We start from the raw sequence: 15,817 nt of genomic DNA on the forward strand, positions 1-15,817 counted from the left end.
CAGGAACGGCGGGGCATGCGGCCCCGCTAACCGGCGGCGGTCGGGGCCAGGCGCATGATGAGCCAGATCATCAAAATGGGGCCGGCATTGAAGATCGAGTGCAGCAGCATGGCCGCGCCGATGCCGCGCCGCACGCGGATCCAGCCGAGCACCAGCCCGGTCAGCCATTGCGGCAGGACCAGCAGGGGCAGGAGCCAGTATGGCGTCTTGGCGTAGACGAAATTGGTCAGGTGCACGGCGGCGAAGGTCAGCGCGACCAGGTGGAACACCAGGCCGAAGTGCCTCAGGTAGTAACGGCGCCAGGTCGTGTCCCAGGCTTGCAGGGGTTCGGCGCGCTGGCGCACGCCCCAGCAGGCCAGGATCACGAACGCGGCCAGCAGCAGGCCCGTCCAGACCTTGGGGCCCCACAGCACCACGGGCAGCATCGCGGGGATCAGCCACAAGGCCTGCTTCGGACGCCGCAGCCCATAGCGGAACAGCATTTCCTCGACTAGCGGCGCCCAGAGCACGGCGGTCAGCCAGGGAATGTTCGCGGGGTCGAGCCGGTGCTTGACGCCTCCCAGCCCGGCCGCGGCCACCGCCAGCGGCCCCAGCGCGAGAAGATTCACGGCCCACAGCAGCGCGGCCCAGGCCAGCAGGCGCCCCGGCGAGATGCCAGGCCACCAGTCGGCTGCCAGCCCCGTGGCGGCCGCCCTTCCGGGCAGGCGCGCGACCGGGTGCGGCTGGCGGATGAAGCGCCAGAAATCCGCGACTTCGCTGCGGAAGCGCAGCTTGCCGCGCGGCATGGCGGGCCGGTCGCCAGCGTCCGCCATCAGGCGTCGTTGCCGCTGTGAAGCTGGCGGGTGGCCAGCGGGAAGTCGCCGGCCAGCATGGCGGGGACGACGGCGCGGCAGCGGTCGATGACGGCTTCGATCTGCTTCTGTTCTTCGCGGCGCGGCGGGTGCAGGACGAAGTCCGCCACCTGTTGCGCCAGGCCAAGCGTGCGCGGATGGCCGATGCCGATGCGCAGGCGCCAGAAATTGGGGCTGCCCAGCGCCGCCTGGATGTCCTTCAGGCCGTTGTGGCCGGCATGGCCCCCGCCCTGCTTGAGCTTCACCTGCCCGGGCATCAGGTCGAGTTCGTCGTGCAGCACCAGCACCTGCTCCGGCGTCAGCTTGTAGAAGCGCGCCAGCGCGCCAACCGCCTGGCCGGAGCGATTCATATAGGTGGTGGGCTTGAGCAGCAGCACGTTGTCCGCGCCCAGGCGGGCCTTGGCCACCATGCCGAAAAAAGACTTCTCCAGCGCGAAAGCCGCGCGCAGATCGTCCGCCAGATGGTCGGCGAGCCAGAAGCCGGCATTGTGCCGGGTGGTTTCGTAGTCGGGACCGGGATTACCCAATCCCACGATGAGGCGTATGGGAGTAGACATGATGGGGGTGTTTAAACCAAAAAACCCTGCGCATGCAAATGCACACGCAGGGTTTCGGGCTCAAGCCGCCTGCGGGCCCATGGGCCCGGAGCGAACTTAGGCGGCCGGAGCTTCGGCTTCGCCTTCCTCGGCGGCAGCGGCGCCGCCCTTGACCACGGCAGTGGCGGCCAGCAGCGGGTTGGCGTCGCCGCCGTGGGCGACGTAGGTCACGCCCTTGGGCAGCTTGATGTCGGCCAGGTGGACCGAAGCGCCAGGCAGCAGGTCCTTCAGGTCCACTTCGATGAACTGGGGCAGAGCGGCCGGCAGGCAGGTCACTTCCAGTTCGGTCAGGACGTGGCTGATGATGGCGCCGCCCAGCTTCACGGCCGGCGAGACTTCAGCGTTGATGAAGTGGAACGGGACCTTGGTGTGCAGGGCCTGGTTGGCGTCCACGCGCTGGAAGTCCACGTGCAGGACTTGCGGCTTGTAGGCGTGCCATTGAACCGAACGCAGCAGGACTTGCTCTTCCTTGGCCGCGCCTTCCAGCGCCATTTGCAGGATGGAAGCGTGGAACTCTTCCTTGCGCAGGGCGTGGTAGATCTCGTTGTGGTCGAGTTCGATGTTCAGGGGGGCAGCCGTACCGCCATAAACGATGGCGGGAACGCGGCCCGCGCGGCGCAGGCGGCGGCTCGCACTCGAACCCTGGACGCTACGCGCAGTGGCATTGAATTTCATGGATAACTCCAAAAACAATAAATGGCGAAGAGACTCCGCCGGTTGGTGCACGGCACGCAAAATGCGCGCCGTGTTTGTTGCGCCCTGCCGCGACCAGCAAGGCGCAAAACTCAGTATCCGGACTGCCCGTCCGAGGGACGCCGCGTCTTAGTCGACGAACAGCGAGCTGACCGATTCCGCGTTCGAGATACGCAGGATGGTCTCGCCCAGCAGCGCGGCGCACGACAGCTGGCGGATCTTGCCGCTGGCCTGGCCTTGCTCGGAGAGCGGAATGGTGTCGGTGACGACGAGTTCGTCCAGTTCCGACGCTTCGATGCGGTCGATGGCGCCGCCCGACAGCACGGGGTGCGTGCAATAGGCGTAGACGGCGCCGGCGCCGCGGTCCTTCAGGGCCTGGGCCGCCTTGCACAGCGTGCCGGCGGTGTCGACCATGTCGTCCATGATGATGCAGGTGCGGCCGTCGACTTCACCGATGATGTTCATCACTTCCGACACGTTGGCGCGCGGACGGCGCTTGTCGATGATGGCCAGGTCGGCTTCCAGCTGCTTGGCCAGCGCGCGGGCCCGCACCACGCCGCCGATGTCCGGGGACACGACGACCAGGTTCGAGAAATTGCGGCGCCAGATGTCGCCCAGCAGGATCGGGCCCGCGTAGATGTTGTCCACGGGGATGTCGAAGAAGCCCTGGATCTGGTCGGCGTGCAGGTCCATCGTCAGGACGCGGTCGACGCCCGCCACTTGCAGCATGTTGGCCACGACCTTCGCCGAGATGGCCACGCGCGCCGAGCGCGGGCGGCGGTCCTGGCGGGCATAGCCGAAATAGGGAATCGCGGCGGTGATGCGGCCGGCGGAAGCACGGCGCAGCGCATCGACCATCACCATGATTTCCATCAGGTTGTCGTTGGTGGGGGCACAGGTGGGTTGCAGGACGAAGACGTCCTTGCCGCGCACGTTCTCGTTGATCTCGACCATCACCTCGCCGTCCGAGAAGCGACCGACGGTCATCTTGCCCAGGGACATATCGAGGTGGTTGACTACGTCCACGGCCAGCCGAGTATTGGCGGTGCCCGTGAAAATCATGAAGCTATCGTTTGCCATGATGGATGATGCGATGGTCGTTTAAGACACTGACGAGGTGATGCGGGGTGAAACAAAACACCAGCCGATCCGGAAAATAAAAAAGCTGCTGAACCCGGGCCAGTGTCTTACAGGCGTGTTCAACAGCTTTGTTATGTATTCGGTTGGCTGGGGAGGAAGGATTCGAACCTTCGCATGCCGGAATCAAAATCCGGTGCCTTAACCAGCTTGGCGACTCCCCAACTATCTTGCAATCCAATTCCGCAACGGATGCTCAGCCAATCCAGTACAAGCCTGCACTAACCGAAACCGTGGATGCGTTTGGCTGATTTTTTTATCAGCGCCGCGCATTATAGCGGTAATTTCTGTTTTCGCCAAAACGGCTTCGGAGAGTTCGGAAAACTCGGCGTATAAACACGCACCAGATCCCGACATGCGAACTGCGATGCCCTGAGGCCCCAGCTGTTCAGCAAGCCACCGCGATGCCCCAAGCACTTCTGGGTAAAGGCGGTAGACCACCGGCTCCAAGTCATTCCTGCCGAAGCAGAAAGTTGGCGAAGCAAGAAAGTCCGCTATTGTGATGTAAGAAGAATCTCTTGTCAAATCGGGTGCGGAAAAAATTTCAGCGGTCGGCACGCTGGCGTCTGGTTGCGCCACCAGATAGGCGCGCTCCGGCAGCGTGACCGCCGCCAGCTCTTCGCCCACGCCTTGCGCGAAGGCGGATTGCCCGAATACGAAGACGGGCACGTCGGCGCCCAGCGGCAGGGCCAGCGCCATCAGCTCGCGCCGCGACAGCCCCGTTCCCCAAAGCCGGTTCAATGCGATCAGCACCGTGGCTGCGTCGCTGGATCCGCCGCCCAGGCCGCCGCCTTGCGGAATGCGTTTTTCAAGCCCGATCTGCACCCCCTGCTTCGTGCCCGTGGCACGCTGCAAGGCATGCGCTGCGCGCAAGGTCAGGTCCTGCTCAGGCGGCACGCCCGGCAGGTCCCTGGCGCGACTGATGACGCCGTCGGCCCGCGCGTCGAAATGCAGCGTATCGCAAAGGTCGATGAACCGGAACGCGGTCTGCAGCAGGTGGTAGCCATCGGCGCGCCGGCCCACGACGTGCAGGAACAGGTTCAGCTTGGCGGGCGCGGGGACGTCGTAGAGAGTCACGGCGGAACTAGGGTTGGTTGACGACCAGCCGCAACAGGATACGGCGACCCGGCTCCAGGCGCTCCAGGACCAGCAGTTGCGGCCCCAGCGCATCGTAGCGCGACAGGCGCGCGCGCCAGCCGCCCTGCTCGAACGCCACGGGGCGGCCCAGCTCATCGCGGGAGACCTCGGTGGCTTCCGGCTGCGAAGCCAGCTTGCCGCGCAGCCAATCGCGCAGGCCGGACACGGGCACGCTGCTGCCCAGCGCCTCGCCGGCCAGGGCGTCGGGGTTGTCGGCGACGAGGCGCGTGCCGTCCGCCTTGGTGAGGCTGGCCGCGCCCGGCCGCCCTTCCACGCGGGCTTCGGTCGAGCCCAGCGGGTTGGTCAGGTCGAGCACGTAGCGGCGGCCGTCATCCGCCCAGGAGAACCCGCCCTGCACGGCGTTCTGCTTGCCGCTTTCCTCGTTGACGGTGAGCGCGAAGCGGCCGATGCGGGAAAACGCGTCGGCGCCGGCGCCTTCGATCGGCTTGGGCGTGGTGCAGGCCGCGAGCAACGCGGCCAGCATCGCCATCAGCGCCCAGCGCAGCAGCATCATGGCATCGCGCGGGCGCGGGACCGCCGGCGTCACAGGCTGACCCCCAGGCGCTTGATCACGTCCTGGACAGTCTTGTTTTTCGGATCCTTCTGCAGCGCGGCGCGCAGCAGATCGACGGCCTGGTCGCGCTTGCCTTGGGTCCAGAGGACTTCCGCCAGGTGCGCGGCGATGTCGGCTTCCGGACGCACGCTGTAGGCGCGGCGCAGATAATCGGCGGCCGCGGCGGAATCGCCCATCCGGTACTTGACCCAGCCCATGCTGTCCAGGATGAAGGGATCGTTGGGGGACAGCTCGAGCGCCTGGGTGATCAGGTCCAGGGCCTCGGGCAGGCGCTGGTTGTGGTCGGCCAGCGTATAGCCCAGCGCGTTGTAGGCATGCGCGTGGTCCGGATCCAGCGCGATGACCTGGCGCAACATGCGTTCCAGGTCATCGAGGCGGTTCTGGCGCTCGTAGAGCATGGCCAGTTCGTACTTGATCTCGACCGTGTCGGGCATCGCCTGGTCGGCCGCCTCCAGCACCGAGACCGCCTGCGGCACGCGGTCGGCGTCGCGCAGGATCTGGGCCTTGGTCAGCACGCCCAGCGTGCGCTCCTCGTCGTCCTGGGGACCGGCGGCGTCGATCATGGAGAGCGCGCTGTCGATCTTGCCGCTCTTGGCGCGCAGCGCGGCCTGGCGCATGCGCACGGAATAGCGCAGGGTCGGATCGTCGATGCGGCCGAGTTCGGCGATGGCGTCGTCGTAGTGCCCCTGGTCCTCGGCGATGCGGGCGAGCAGCACGTGGGCGTCGGCGGCCGCGGCGCCGGCGTCGGTCGCGCCCGGCACGGTGGCGCGCTGGCGCTGGTTCTGCACGTCCAGGTATTGCTGCAGCAGCGTCTTGGCTTGCGGCAGCTGCCCGGCTTTGTAGGCCAGCTGCGCCTGCATGAACAGCAGATCGAAATCTTCCGGCGCGCGGCGGGACATGGCCTGCAACTCCGCCAGGGCGCCGTTGTAATCGCCGCTGTCGGCCAATTGGCCGGCCAGCATCAGGCGCACCTTGCGAGCATTGGGATGGCGGGCGATGTAGGCGCGGGCCTCGGCCTGCGCGCGCTGCGGATCCACCTTGGCGCCGTACTCCAGCACGCGCTGGGCGGCGGCCTCGGACTTGGAATCTGCGGCCAGGGCCGCGCGGGCTTCCTGGGCGGCGCGTTCGTAGTCGCCCGCGGCGGACGCCACGTCCGCCAGCGCCAGGTGCGCGGCGGGCAGCTTGCGCGCGCTGTCGCTCAGGGATTCGTCCAGGATGCGCAGGGCCAGGCGGCGGTCGTTGAGCCGGCTCAGCACGGCCAGGGCCTGGCCGATGGCCGCCGGCTTGTCGCGGGAGGCGTCGATGCGGTTGCGCAGCGCCTGGGCCAGGCCCTTGGTCTGGCCATTGGCCGCGGCCAGCGCCAATTCGGTGGAACTGGCTTCCACGTCGTTGGGGGACAGGCGCGCCCAGACGCGGGCGGCCTCCAGCGCGCCTGGCAGGTTGCCTCCGGCGAGCTGGAATTCCAGGGCGCGGCGGGCCAGGCGGGGGTCGCTGGTGTCCCGGGCCAGGCCGAGCATCGTGGTCGCGGCGGAGCCGAACATGCCCCGCTGCGCGGCGATCTCGGATGCCAGCACGCGGTAAAAGATGTCGGCGGTCAGCGACACGTAGGGCAGCTGGCCGGGACGCAGGCGGATCACCTCGGTTTCAGGCTGACGGCTCTGGGGCGCCATGCGAGGCCCGGTCGCATCGCGGGTCCGGCTATCGGCGGCCTGCGCCGGCGGGGTCAGTATTGCTGCCAGCGCAAGCGCCAGCGCGGCAATCCCGATGTTCATTGGTTTGAAAGACGACTTCACGCGGCCCGTCCGGTTGATGGCACAATCTTCGTACACGCAATTGATGATCTTACACTGGCTCATGCCGGAACTGCCTGAAGTCGAAACCACGCGTCGGGGAATAGACGCCGTCATCACCGGCCGGACGCTCACGCGGCTGGTCGTCCACGAATCCCGCATGCGCTGGCCCATACCGCCGGACCTGCCCGAGTTGGTCGGCGGCCGCGCCGTGCTGGAATGCGCGCGCCGCGGCAAGTACCTGCTGCTGCGCTTCGAGCACGGCACCCAGATCGTCCATCTGGGCATGTCGGGATCCCTGCGCAGCGTCGCCCCGGGCGAATTCCTGCGCAAGCACGACCACGTCGAATGGATCTTCGACCAGGCGGTGCTGCGCCTGCACGACCCGCGCCGCTTCGGCGCGGTGCTGTGGCACCCCGGATCCGACGGCCCCATCGAGGCCCATCCCCTGCTGGCCAAGCTGGGCATCGAGCCCTTCGACCCGCGCTTCGACGGAGCCTGGCTGCACCGCCACTTCAAGAACCACGGCGCCGCCGTCAAGCAGGTGCTGCTGGCGGGCATGGCGGTGGTGGGCGTGGGCAATATCTACGCGTCGGAAAGCCTGTTCCGGGCCCGCATCAACCCCAAGACCCCGGCCAACAAGCTATCGCCGGCCCGCTGCGACCGCCTGGCGGACATGGTGCGCGCCACCCTGGCCGACGCCCTGACTTCGGGCGGCAGCACCCTGCGCGACTACGTCGGCGCCACCGGCGAACCAGGGGCCTACTTCGAGATCCACGCGGCGGTCTATGAGCGGGAGGGCCTGCCTTGCCGGGTCTGCGCCACCCCGATCCGCCGTTTCGTGCAGGGCCAGCGCGCCACCTATTACTGCCCCAAATGCCAAAGGAACTAAGCCTTCGCCGCCCTGAAATCACCGGGAAATCCCTGCAAAAACAAGACCATTTGTTTATAGCAAACGTATTGCACAAACACTAACGGCGGGCTATATTTCTTCCACACCCCTATTCCTATAAAAGTGGAAGGAGCCTCCATGAGCAAGCAATTCGCCTCGCACGCCGACCTGGACGACAAGGTCGTCTCGTTCGAAAAACTGTCCGACAACGCCTATGCCTACACGGCCGAAGGCGACCCCAACACGGGCGTGATCATCGGCGACGAGGCCGTCATGGTGATCGACACCCAGGCCACTCCCGTCATGGCGCAGGATGTGATCCGCCGCATCCGCGAAGTCACCGACAAGCCCATCAAGTACATCCTGCTGTCGCACTACCACGCCGTGCGCGTGTTCGGCGCGTCGGCCTACAACGCCCAGGAAATCCTGGCCAGCCGCGACACCTACGACCTGATCGCCGAGCGCGGCGAGCAGGACAAGGCCAGCGAAATCGGCCGCTTCCCCCGCCTGTTCCGCAACGCCGAATCGATTCCGCCCGGCCTGGTCTGGCCGACGATGACGTTCAAGGGCGAAATGACCGTCAACCTGGGCAACCTGGAAGTCAAGCTGCTGCAAGTGGGCCGCGGCCACACCAAGGGCGACACCATCGCCTGGCTGCCCGAGCAGAAGATCCTGTTCGCGGGCGACCTGGTCGAATACCAGTCCACCCCCTACTGCGGCGATGCCTACTTCCGCGACTGGCCCACGACGCTGGACGCGCTGTCGGGCTTCGAAGCCGAAAAGATGGTCCCCGGCCGCGGCCCGGCGCTGAAGAACGCCACCGAGGTCCGCCAGGGCCTGGCCGGCACCCGCGCCTTCCTGACCGACCTGTACGGCGCCGTGAACCGCGGCGTGGCCGAAGGCAAGGACCTGAAGACCATCTATCGCGAGGTCTACGACTTCATGAAGCCGCGCTACAGCGACTGGGTGATCTTCGACCACTGCATGCCGTTCGATGTGTCGCGCGCCTATGACGAGGCCACCGGCTACAACGACCCGCGCATCTGGACGGACAAGCGCGATCTGGAAATGTGGGCGCAGCTGGAAGGCTGACCCCCGGCGGGCCGCCAACGGCCCATCCAAGCAGCAACCGGAATCGCGCGCCGCCAGGCGGCGCGCGGCTTCGGCGCATAAAAGCAAAATGACCCACACAGGAGACAACCGTGGGAGACATCGATTTCCAGGCGATGGAGTTCGCCTATGAAAAGCACGCGGACCAGGCCGCCAGCGAGCTGGCGCGCCATCAGGTAGTAGTGGTGGGCGCCGGCCCGGTCGGGCTGACCACCGCCCTGGATCTGGCCCGCCAGGGCGTGCGCGTGGTGGTGCTGGACGACGACTTCCGCCTGTCGACCGGCTCCCGCGCCATCTGTTTCTCCAAGCGCACGCTGGAAATCTGGGACCGCCTGGGCGTCGGCCAGCGCATGATCGACAAGGGCGTGTCGTGGAACGTGGGCAAAGTCTTCTTCCGCGAACAGGAAGTGTGGCGCTTCGACCTGCTGCCCGAGCCCGGCCACCGCCGCCCTGCCTTCATCAACCTGCAGCAGTACTACGCCGAAGGCTATCTGTACGAGCGGGCGAGCCAGGAACCCAATATCGACCTGCGCTGGAAAAACAAAGTCGTCGCCGTCACCCAGGCTGACGACGGCGTGACGCTGAGCGTGGAAACCCCCGACGGCTCATATCCGCTGCACGCGGATTGGCTGATCGCCTGCGACGGCGCGCGTTCGCCGGTGCGCAAGCTGATCGGGCAGGAAAGCCATGGCCGCATCTTCCGCGACCGCTTCCTGATCGCCGACGTCAAGATGCAGGCCGATTTCCCGACCGAGCGCTGGTTCTGGTTCGATCCGCCGTTCCATCCCAACCAGTCCGTGCTGCTGCACCGCCAGCCCGACAACGTCTGGCGCATCGACTTCCAGCTGGGCTGGAACGCCGACCCGGTCGAGGCCGTCAAGCCGGAAAATGTGCTGCCGCGTATCCGCGCCCTGCTGGGCCCCGACGCGCGCTTCGAACTGGAATGGGTCAGCGTGTATACCTTCGCGTGCGAGCGCATGGACAAGTTCCGCCACGGCCGCATCGTGTTCGCCGGGGACTCGGCGCACCGTGTTTCGCCGTTCGGCGCTCGCGGCGCCAACAGCGGCGTGCAGGACGCGGAAAACCTGGCGTGGAAGCTGCAGCTGGTGCTGGCCGGCCAGGCTCCCGAAACGCTGATCGACAGCTATGGCGCCGAACGCGAATACGCCGCCGACGAGAACATCCTGAATTCCTCGCGCGCCACCGACTTCATCACGCCCAAGAGCGACATCAGCCGCAGCTTCCGCAATGCGGTCCTGAACCTGGCCAAGACCCACCCCTTCGCGCGCTCGCTGGTCAACAGCGGCCGCCTGTCGCTGCCCGCCACCTACGGCGCTTCGCCGCTGAACACGCCGGACTCCGACGCCTTCGCCGGCCGCATGGTGCCCGGGGCCGTGGCACTGGACGCGCCGGTGAAGACGCGGGGCGAACCGGGCTGGTGGCTGTCGCAGCTGGATGGTGAATTCGTGCTGGCGCTGTTCTGCGGCGACGCCCTGCCCGGCCGCGACACGCTGCTCGCTCTGCAGGCCCTGCGCATGGCGCCCGTTCCGGTCAAGGCCGTGCTGGTGGCCGGCCCGCAATGCGATCTCTCATCGCTACCCGCGGAACTGGCCGTGGTGACGGACGGCGAAGGCTGCCTGGGCAAGCGCTACGACGCGCAGCCCGGCACGGCCTACCTGATCCGCCCCGACCAGCACATCGCCGCGCGCTGGCGCGCCTTCGACGCCGGCGCCGTCTCCGCGGCCGTCAGCCGCGCCATCGGCCGCGCCTGAACTTCGAGATCACTCCATCATGCTGATTACCGAAACCAACCTGAGCTCGCCGGACGACTTCTACGAGGCGCTGATCGAGACCCACCGCGACCTGAGCAACGAACAAAGCCAGGAACTCAACGCGGCGCTGATCCTGCTGCTGGCCAACCACCTGGGCGACATGGACGTGCTGCGCGAAGCCCTGCGCCACGCGCGCGCCTCGGTGGCGCCGTAGGATGGGTGCAGCGCGAGAGTTTCAGCATAAGAACGCAACTGCCCAGCGCGCGAAACCCATGCGGCCGTGGGCAGACTGTGCCTGGCATCGGCCGAAAAACAATCGATTGCGGCCGCATGGGTTTCGCGCGCTGGAGAGCTGTGTTCTTGCTTAAGGGTCCTCGCGCTGCACCCATCCTACGCCCCTCCTACCGCAAACGCATTGACGATCAGCGCGCGCAGCCACTGGCTGCCGCTATCGCGGTCCACCCTGCGCTGCCAGTACATGTTCGTCTGCAGCGCGGGAACCTTTACGGGCGGCGTCATGAAGCGCAGGCCGAAGGGCGGCGCGGCGCTGGCGGCCAGTTTTTCGGGCACCGTGGCCAGCAGGTCCGTGGCGCTCACGATGTACGGGACCGCCGAGAAATGCGGCACGCTGAAGTGCTCGGCCAGCTCCACGCCCGCGCGCTCCATGGACTGGTTCACCTGCCCATAGGGCGCGGCCCGCGAGACGATCAGGTGGCGCTCGGCCCTGAAGGCCTTGATGCCCATGCCGGCATGGGCCGTCGGGTGCGCCTGCCGGAACAGGGTCGCGTACCCTTGGCGGAACAGCATGCGCTGCAGGGTACCCGCCCCCATTTCATCGAAGGCGCCGATCGCCAGATCCACGCGCCCCGCTTCCATTTCCCGGGCCAGGTCGGGTCCCTGGATGCGCACGGAATCGATGCGCACCTGCGGCGCGACCTGCACGCACACCTCCATCAGCCGGGGCATGAAATGGATCTCGCCCACGTCCGTCATCGCCACCCGGAACCGCCGGGTGCTGGTGGCGGCGTCGAATACGTCCTGGTCCTTCAGCGCCTGCGACAGCACGGTGAGCGCTTCGCTGACGGGTCCCGCCAGGCGTTGCGCGCGCGGCGTGGGCAGCATGCCCTGGCCGGTGCGCACGAACAGATCATCGCCGAATGCTTCCCGCAAGCGGCGCAGCGCATTGCTGACGGCGGGCTGCGACAGGTCCATCCGGCGCGCCACGGCCGACAGGTTGCGGTCCTCCAGCAGGTGCTGGAACAGCAGCAGCAGGTTCAGGTCGACGTCGCGCAGCTCGGCCATGGGCCTCTCCATTATTCACAAATTTTATAGTCTCTATTTTTGCATTCCCGTAGCCGCGAGAGACAATTTTTCCGACAATGGCGTATGGCCCCGAGGATTGCGTCCGGACGGGCGATCTGAACCAGGCCGCGCGGCCATGCACCGCGCAGCCGCCCAGGAGGATTCCATGGAACTGCAATACCAAACCGGATTCGGCAACGATTGCGCCACCGAGGCCCTGCCCGGTGCGCTGCCGGTGGGCCGCAATTCGCCCCAGCAATGCCCCTACGGCCTGTATGCCGAGCAGCTATCCGGCACCGCTTTCACGGCGCCGCGCAGCGAAAACCGCCGCTCCTGGCTCTACCGCATCCGCCCCGGCGCCCAGCACAAGCCCTTCGAGGCCTTTGAAGGCGCCCCGGGCTGGCTCAGCGCCTTCGGCCATGCCCCGGTGACGCCCAACCAGCTGCGCTGGAGCCCGATGCCCATCCCGACCGCCCCCACCGATTTCCTGGAAGGCGTGAAGACCTGGGGCGGCAACGGCGGCCCCGACGAACAGGGCGGCGTGGGCATCCATCTGTACGCGGCCAACCGCTCGATGCAGGGCCGCTATTTCTACAACGCCGACGGCGAACTGCTGCTGGTCCCCCAGCAGGGCCGCCTGCGCCTGGCCACGGAGCTCGGCCTGCTCGACCTGGAGCCCCTGGAAATCGCCGTCATCCCGCGCGGCGTGCGCTTCCGCGTGGAACTGCTGGACGGCTCCGCCCGCGGCTACATGCTGGAGAATTTCGGCGCGGCGCTGCGCCTGCCCGAGCTGGGCCCGATCGGCTCGAACTGCCTGGCCAACGCGCGCGACTTCAAGACGCCCGTGGCCTGGTACGAAGACCTGGAAGGCGATTTCGAACTGATCGCCAAGTTCACGGGCGGCTTCTGGCGCGCCTCCATCGACCATTCCCCGTTGAACGTCGTCGCCTGGCACGGCACGCATGCGCCGTACAAGTACGATCTGCGCAATTTCAACACCATCGGTTCGATCAGCTACGACCACCCTGATCCCTCGATCTTCACAGTGCTGACCGCGCCCTCGGACACCCCGGGAACGGCGAACATGGACTTCGCGATCTTCCCGCCGCGCATCCTGGCGATGGAGAACACCTTCCGTCCGCCCTGGTTCCACCGCAACGTCGCCAGCGAATTCATGGGCCTGATCCAAGGCGTGTACGACGCCAAGGCCGACGGTTTCGCCCCCGGCGGCGCCAGCCTGCACAATTGCATGAGCGGCCACGGCCCCGACGCGGATACCTTCGAAAAGGCCTCCCATGCCGACACCGGCACGGCCCATTACATCCGCGACACGATGGCGTTCATGTTCGAAACCCGGCGCGTCATCCGGCCGACGGAACAGGCTCTGGCCTCGGTAGAATTGCAGGGCGACTATTACCGGTGCTGGCAGGGCCTGGCCAAGCATTTCGACCCGAAGAAGGCGTGACGCGAAAGCCCCGGCTTTCCACGCCCGCGGCGATGAGCGCAAGCTCATCGCCGTTTGGCATTTGGATTTATCACAACACTGAAAGAGACACGCAGCCATGACCACCACCATCAACGAAACCCACGACCCGTCCCTGAAGAGCTGGGTGGCCAGCGCCAATTCGAACGCGTCGGATTTCCCGGTGCAGAACCTGCCGTACGCCTCGTTCCGCCGCAAGGCCTCGTCCGAGTCGTTCCGCGTGGGCGTCGCCATCGGCGACCAGATCCTGGACCTGGCCGCGCTGGCCGCCAAGCAGCCTTTCGAAGGCCCTGCCGCTGAAGCCCTGGCGGCCTGCGCGGCCGACAGCCTGAACGGATTGATGGCATTGGGCCAGGCCCACTGGAGCGCGCTGCGCCTGGCGCTGTCCCGCGCCCTGCGCGAAGGCGCCGCCCTGCGCGGCGCCATCGAGCCGCTGCTGGTTCCCCAGGCCGACGCTGAATACGCCACGCCGGCGCGCATCGGCGACTACACCGACTTCTACATTTCGGTGCACCACGCCACCTCGGTGGGCAAGCAATTCCGCCCCGACAATCCCCTGCTGCCGAACTACAAGTGGGTGCCCATCGGCTACCACGGCCGCGCGTCCAGCATCGGCGTGGACCAGAAATTCCCCCGCCCCGTCGGTCAGACCCGCCCCGCCAACGAAGGCGAGACGCCGCAATTCGGCCCCTGCGCCCGCCTGGACTACGAGCTGGAACTGGGCATCTTCGTCGGCACGGGCAACGCCCAGGGCGAGCGGATCCCGCTGGCGGACGCCGAATCGCACGTATTCGGCCTGTGCATCCTGAACGACTGGTCGGCGCGCGACATCCAGGCCTGGGAATACCAGCCGCTGGGCCCCTTCCTGTCCAAGAACTTCGCCTCCACGATTTCGCCGTGGGTCGTCACCATGGAAGCGCTGGAACCGTTCCGCACGCAATGGAACCGCGGTCCGTCCGAGCCGCAGCCCATGCCCTACCTGGCATCCGACGCCAACCGCGCAAAGGGCGCGTTCGACGTGCAGATGGACGTGCTGCTGACGACCGAGAAATCGCGCGCCGAGAAACAGCCGCCCGCCCATCTGTCGCGCAGCAACTTCCGCGATGCCTACTGGAACGTGGCGCAGCTGATCACGCACCACACGGTCAATGGCTGCAACCTGCAGCCGGGCGATATGCTGGGCACGGGCACGCTGTCCGGCCCGCAAGCCTCCGAAGCCGGTTCGCTGCTTGAACTGAGCAACGGCGGCAAGGCGCCGATCGAGTTGCCCTGGGGCGAGAAGCGCACCTTCCTGCAGGACGGCGACCAGATCATCATGCGGGCCGAATGCGTGAAGGCGGGCTACCCGCGCATCGGATTCGGCGAGAGCTCGGGCACGGTGCTGCCTGCGCGCGCCTGATCCGGGAATCGTCGGCGCGCCGCGCTCAGGCGGCGTGGCGCGCAATCAGCCTCTCGATCTCTTCATCCTTGGCCTGCCACTGCTGCCCCAGCCAGTGGTGGAATTCCGAGCGGAACGCCTTGTCCCGCGTGTAGTCGGCATCGCAGAAGGCAGGCGGCACCGGCAACTGCCGGAGGCGCACGACCACCTGGCCCGCGCGGCCGCAGGCCAGGTCCCAGAAGCTGGGTATGCCTTCCGGATAGGCGATGGTGGCGTCGATCATCGAGCGGAAGCGCGAACCCATCGCATTCAGCGCCACCGCCAGCCCGCCCGCCTTGGGCTTCAGCAGATGGCGGTACGGCGAAGCCTGGGCGGCCCGCTTGGTCTCGGTAAAGCGCGTGCCTTCGGCGAACACCATCACGCTGGTCGGCACCAGCGAGAACTTCTCGCACGCGCGCCGGGCGGCTTCCTGGTCCTCGCGCCCCAGTGCGGGGTTGCGGCGCAGTTCGGCCTTGCCATGGCGCTTCATGAAGGGGAAATCCAGCGCCCACCACGCCAGGCCGATGACCGGCACGTAGATCAGTTGGCGCTTCAGGAAGAATTTCAGCAGGGGGATGCGCCGGTTCAGCGAACGCTGCAGCACGAAGATGTCCACCCACGACTGGTGGTTGCAATTGACCAGGTACCAGTCCGCGTAGCGCAGCCCGGCATGGCCCTGGACGTCCCACGGCGACCGCTGGATCCGCGCCAACCAACCGGTATTGCTGGACACCCAGGCCGTCGCGATGGCGTTGAGCACCGGGTCCACGCGCCGCCTGACCGCGGGAAAAGGCAGCAGCAGCTTGAACAGGGCCACCGGAAACAGCAGCAGGCACCAGAACAAGGTGCTGGCGGCCAGCAGGATCACACTGAATAAACCGGTTATCCAGGCGAGCCGCCCGCGCGGCACCGGCCATGCGCGGCGTTGCGGCAAGGGCTCGCCGTGCGGCACGGCGGCGCGGGCCGCGTTCGAGGATTGGTCAGGAAAAGTCATGGCCGCCAGTTTGCGGCTGCCGCGCGAAAAACGGCTTGCGCAGGATCAAGGCGGCGGCATGGGGCCGGA

General features: G+C 67.0%; 15 protein-coding genes and 1 tRNA gene. 6 read left to right on the plus strand and 10 right to left on the minus strand.

Annotated elements, in window-relative coordinates:
• Positions 1 to 26: 26 nt before the first annotated feature.
• From JL37_RS19915 to JL37_RS19950, 8 genes are all read right to left on the minus strand, one after another.
• The gene (locus tag JL37_RS19915; RefSeq protein ID WP_156124346.1) at positions 27 to 812 is read right to left on the minus strand and encodes a type II CAAX prenyl endopeptidase Rce1 family protein; all 786 of its coding nucleotides are present in this window, start codon (positions 810 to 812) and stop codon (positions 27 to 29) included.
• Entirely contained in the window at positions 812 to 1,408 is a 597-nt protein-coding gene (pth, locus tag JL37_RS19920; RefSeq protein WP_043546266.1) for an aminoacyl-tRNA hydrolase, read from the minus strand. Before pth ends, JL37_RS19915 begins: the two co-directional genes overlap by 1 nt.
• Positions 1,409 to 1,504: 96 nt before the next feature.
• The gene (locus JL37_RS19925) at positions 1,505 to 2,122 is read right to left on the minus strand and encodes a 50S ribosomal protein L25/general stress protein Ctc (protein ID WP_043546268.1); all 618 of its coding nucleotides are present in this window, start codon (positions 2,120 to 2,122) and stop codon (positions 1,505 to 1,507) included.
• 147 nt (positions 2,123 to 2,269) lie between these two features.
• Complete coding sequence (locus JL37_RS19930; RefSeq protein ID WP_006227587.1) at positions 2,270 to 3,220, minus strand: ribose-phosphate pyrophosphokinase; 951 nt, start codon at positions 3,218 to 3,220, stop codon at positions 2,270 to 2,272.
• Between the two features lie 144 nt (positions 3,221 to 3,364).
• Positions 3,365 to 3,441, minus strand: a tRNA-Gln gene (locus JL37_RS19935).
• 1 nt (position 3,442) lies between these two features.
• Entirely contained in the window at positions 3,443 to 4,354 is a 912-nt protein-coding gene (ispE, locus tag JL37_RS19940; RefSeq protein WP_043546270.1) for a 4-(cytidine 5'-diphospho)-2-C-methyl-D-erythritol kinase, read from the minus strand.
• Between the two features lie 7 nt (positions 4,355 to 4,361).
• Positions 4,362 to 4,928: a lipoprotein insertase outer membrane protein LolB gene (gene lolB, locus JL37_RS19945; protein ID WP_043547088.1), complete on the minus strand. Its 567-nt coding sequence runs from the start codon at positions 4,926 to 4,928 to the stop codon at positions 4,362 to 4,364.
• Between the two features lie 29 nt (positions 4,929 to 4,957).
• Positions 4,958 to 6,844, minus strand: a complete 1,887-nt coding sequence (locus JL37_RS19950; RefSeq protein ID WP_043546272.1) for a lipopolysaccharide assembly protein LapB — start codon at positions 6,842 to 6,844, stop codon at positions 4,958 to 4,960.
• Here JL37_RS19950 and mutM point away from each other — a divergent pair.
• The 4 genes from mutM to JL37_RS19970 all read left to right on the plus strand — a co-directional run bounded on the left by mutM (position 6,843) and on the right by JL37_RS19970 (position 10,766).
• A complete protein-coding gene (mutM, locus tag JL37_RS19955) occupies positions 6,843 to 7,670 on the plus strand; it encodes a bifunctional DNA-formamidopyrimidine glycosylase/DNA-(apurinic or apyrimidinic site) lyase (RefSeq protein ID WP_043546274.1) in 828 nt (275 codons plus the stop codon). The genes JL37_RS19950 and mutM overlap by 2 nt on opposite strands.
• A 138-nt stretch (positions 7,671 to 7,808) precedes the next feature.
• On the plus strand, positions 7,809 to 8,762 hold the full coding sequence (locus JL37_RS19960; protein ID WP_043546275.1) for an MBL fold metallo-hydrolase: 954 nt from the start codon (positions 7,809 to 7,811) through the stop codon (positions 8,760 to 8,762).
• A 110-nt stretch (positions 8,763 to 8,872) separates the two neighbouring features.
• Positions 8,873 to 10,552, plus strand: coding sequence for an FAD-dependent oxidoreductase (locus JL37_RS19965; protein WP_043546276.1), 1,680 nt, complete (start codon positions 8,873 to 8,875; stop codon positions 10,550 to 10,552).
• 19 nt (positions 10,553 to 10,571) lie between these two features.
• A complete protein-coding gene (locus tag JL37_RS19970) occupies positions 10,572 to 10,766 on the plus strand; it encodes a DUF2783 domain-containing protein (protein ID WP_043546277.1) in 195 nt (64 codons plus the stop codon).
• 176 nt (positions 10,767 to 10,942) lie between these two features.
• On the opposite strand, the gene JL37_RS19975 is transcribed toward JL37_RS19970, so the two are convergent.
• Positions 10,943 to 11,854 carry a LysR family transcriptional regulator gene (locus JL37_RS19975; protein WP_043546278.1) on the minus strand — a complete coding sequence of 304 codons (912 nt, stop codon included), beginning with the start codon at positions 11,852 to 11,854 and terminating at the stop codon, positions 10,943 to 10,945.
• A 166-nt stretch (positions 11,855 to 12,020) separates the two neighbouring features.
• Between JL37_RS19975 and hmgA the strand changes: the two genes are divergently transcribed.
• Together hmgA and fahA are read left to right on the plus strand one after the other, a co-directional pair.
• Positions 12,021 to 13,319 carry a homogentisate 1,2-dioxygenase gene (gene hmgA, locus JL37_RS19980; protein WP_043547089.1) on the plus strand — a complete coding sequence of 433 codons (1,299 nt, stop codon included), beginning with the start codon at positions 12,021 to 12,023 and terminating at the stop codon, positions 13,317 to 13,319.
• Positions 13,320 to 13,416: 97 nt separating this feature from the next.
• Entirely contained in the window at positions 13,417 to 14,736 is a 1,320-nt protein-coding gene (gene fahA, locus JL37_RS19985) for a fumarylacetoacetase (protein ID WP_043546279.1), read from the plus strand.
• 25 nt (positions 14,737 to 14,761) lie between these two features.
• On the opposite strand, the gene JL37_RS19990 is transcribed toward fahA, so the two are convergent.
• Positions 14,762 to 15,664: an acyltransferase gene (locus JL37_RS19990; protein ID WP_043547090.1), complete on the minus strand. Its 903-nt coding sequence runs from the start codon at positions 15,662 to 15,664 to the stop codon at positions 14,762 to 14,764.
• Positions 15,665 to 15,817: the final 153 nt, after the last annotated feature.

Source organism: Achromobacter sp. RTa (genome assembly GCF_000757485.1).
Classification (GTDB): Bacteria; Pseudomonadota; Gammaproteobacteria; order Burkholderiales; family Burkholderiaceae_B; genus Achromobacter.

Bases quoted from the DNA above. Each gene is read 5' to 3' on its own strand.
- JL37_RS19915 (WP_156124346.1), bottom strand. From the start codon at position 812: ATGGCGGACGCTGGCGACCGGCCCGCCATGCCGCGCGGCAAGCTGCGC.
- pth (WP_043546266.1), bottom strand. From the start codon at position 1,408: ATGTCTACTCCCATACGCCTCATCGTGGGATTGGGTAATCCCGGTCCC.
- JL37_RS19925 (WP_043546268.1), bottom strand. From the start codon at position 2,122: ATGAAATTCAATGCCACTGCGCGTAGCGTCCAGGGTTCGAGTGCGAGC.
- JL37_RS19930 (WP_006227587.1), bottom strand. From the start codon at position 3,220: ATGGCAAACGATAGCTTCATGATTTTCACGGGCACCGCCAATACTCGG.
- lolB (WP_043547088.1), bottom strand. From the start codon at position 4,928: ATGATGCTGCTGCGCTGGGCGCTGATGGCGATGCTGGCCGCGTTGCTC.
- mutM (WP_043546274.1), top strand. From the start codon at position 6,843: ATGCCGGAACTGCCTGAAGTCGAAACCACGCGTCGGGGAATAGACGCC.
- JL37_RS19950 (WP_043546272.1), bottom strand. From the start codon at position 6,844: ATGAGCCAGTGTAAGATCATCAATTGCGTGTACGAAGATTGTGCCATC.
- JL37_RS19960 (WP_043546275.1), top strand. From the start codon at position 7,809: ATGAGCAAGCAATTCGCCTCGCACGCCGACCTGGACGACAAGGTCGTC.
- JL37_RS19970 (WP_043546277.1), top strand. From the start codon at position 10,572: ATGCTGATTACCGAAACCAACCTGAGCTCGCCGGACGACTTCTACGAG.
- JL37_RS19975 (WP_043546278.1), bottom strand. From the start codon at position 11,854: ATGGCCGAGCTGCGCGACGTCGACCTGAACCTGCTGCTGCTGTTCCAG.
- hmgA (WP_043547089.1), top strand. From the start codon at position 12,021: ATGGAACTGCAATACCAAACCGGATTCGGCAACGATTGCGCCACCGAG.
- fahA (WP_043546279.1), top strand. From the start codon at position 13,417: ATGACCACCACCATCAACGAAACCCACGACCCGTCCCTGAAGAGCTGG.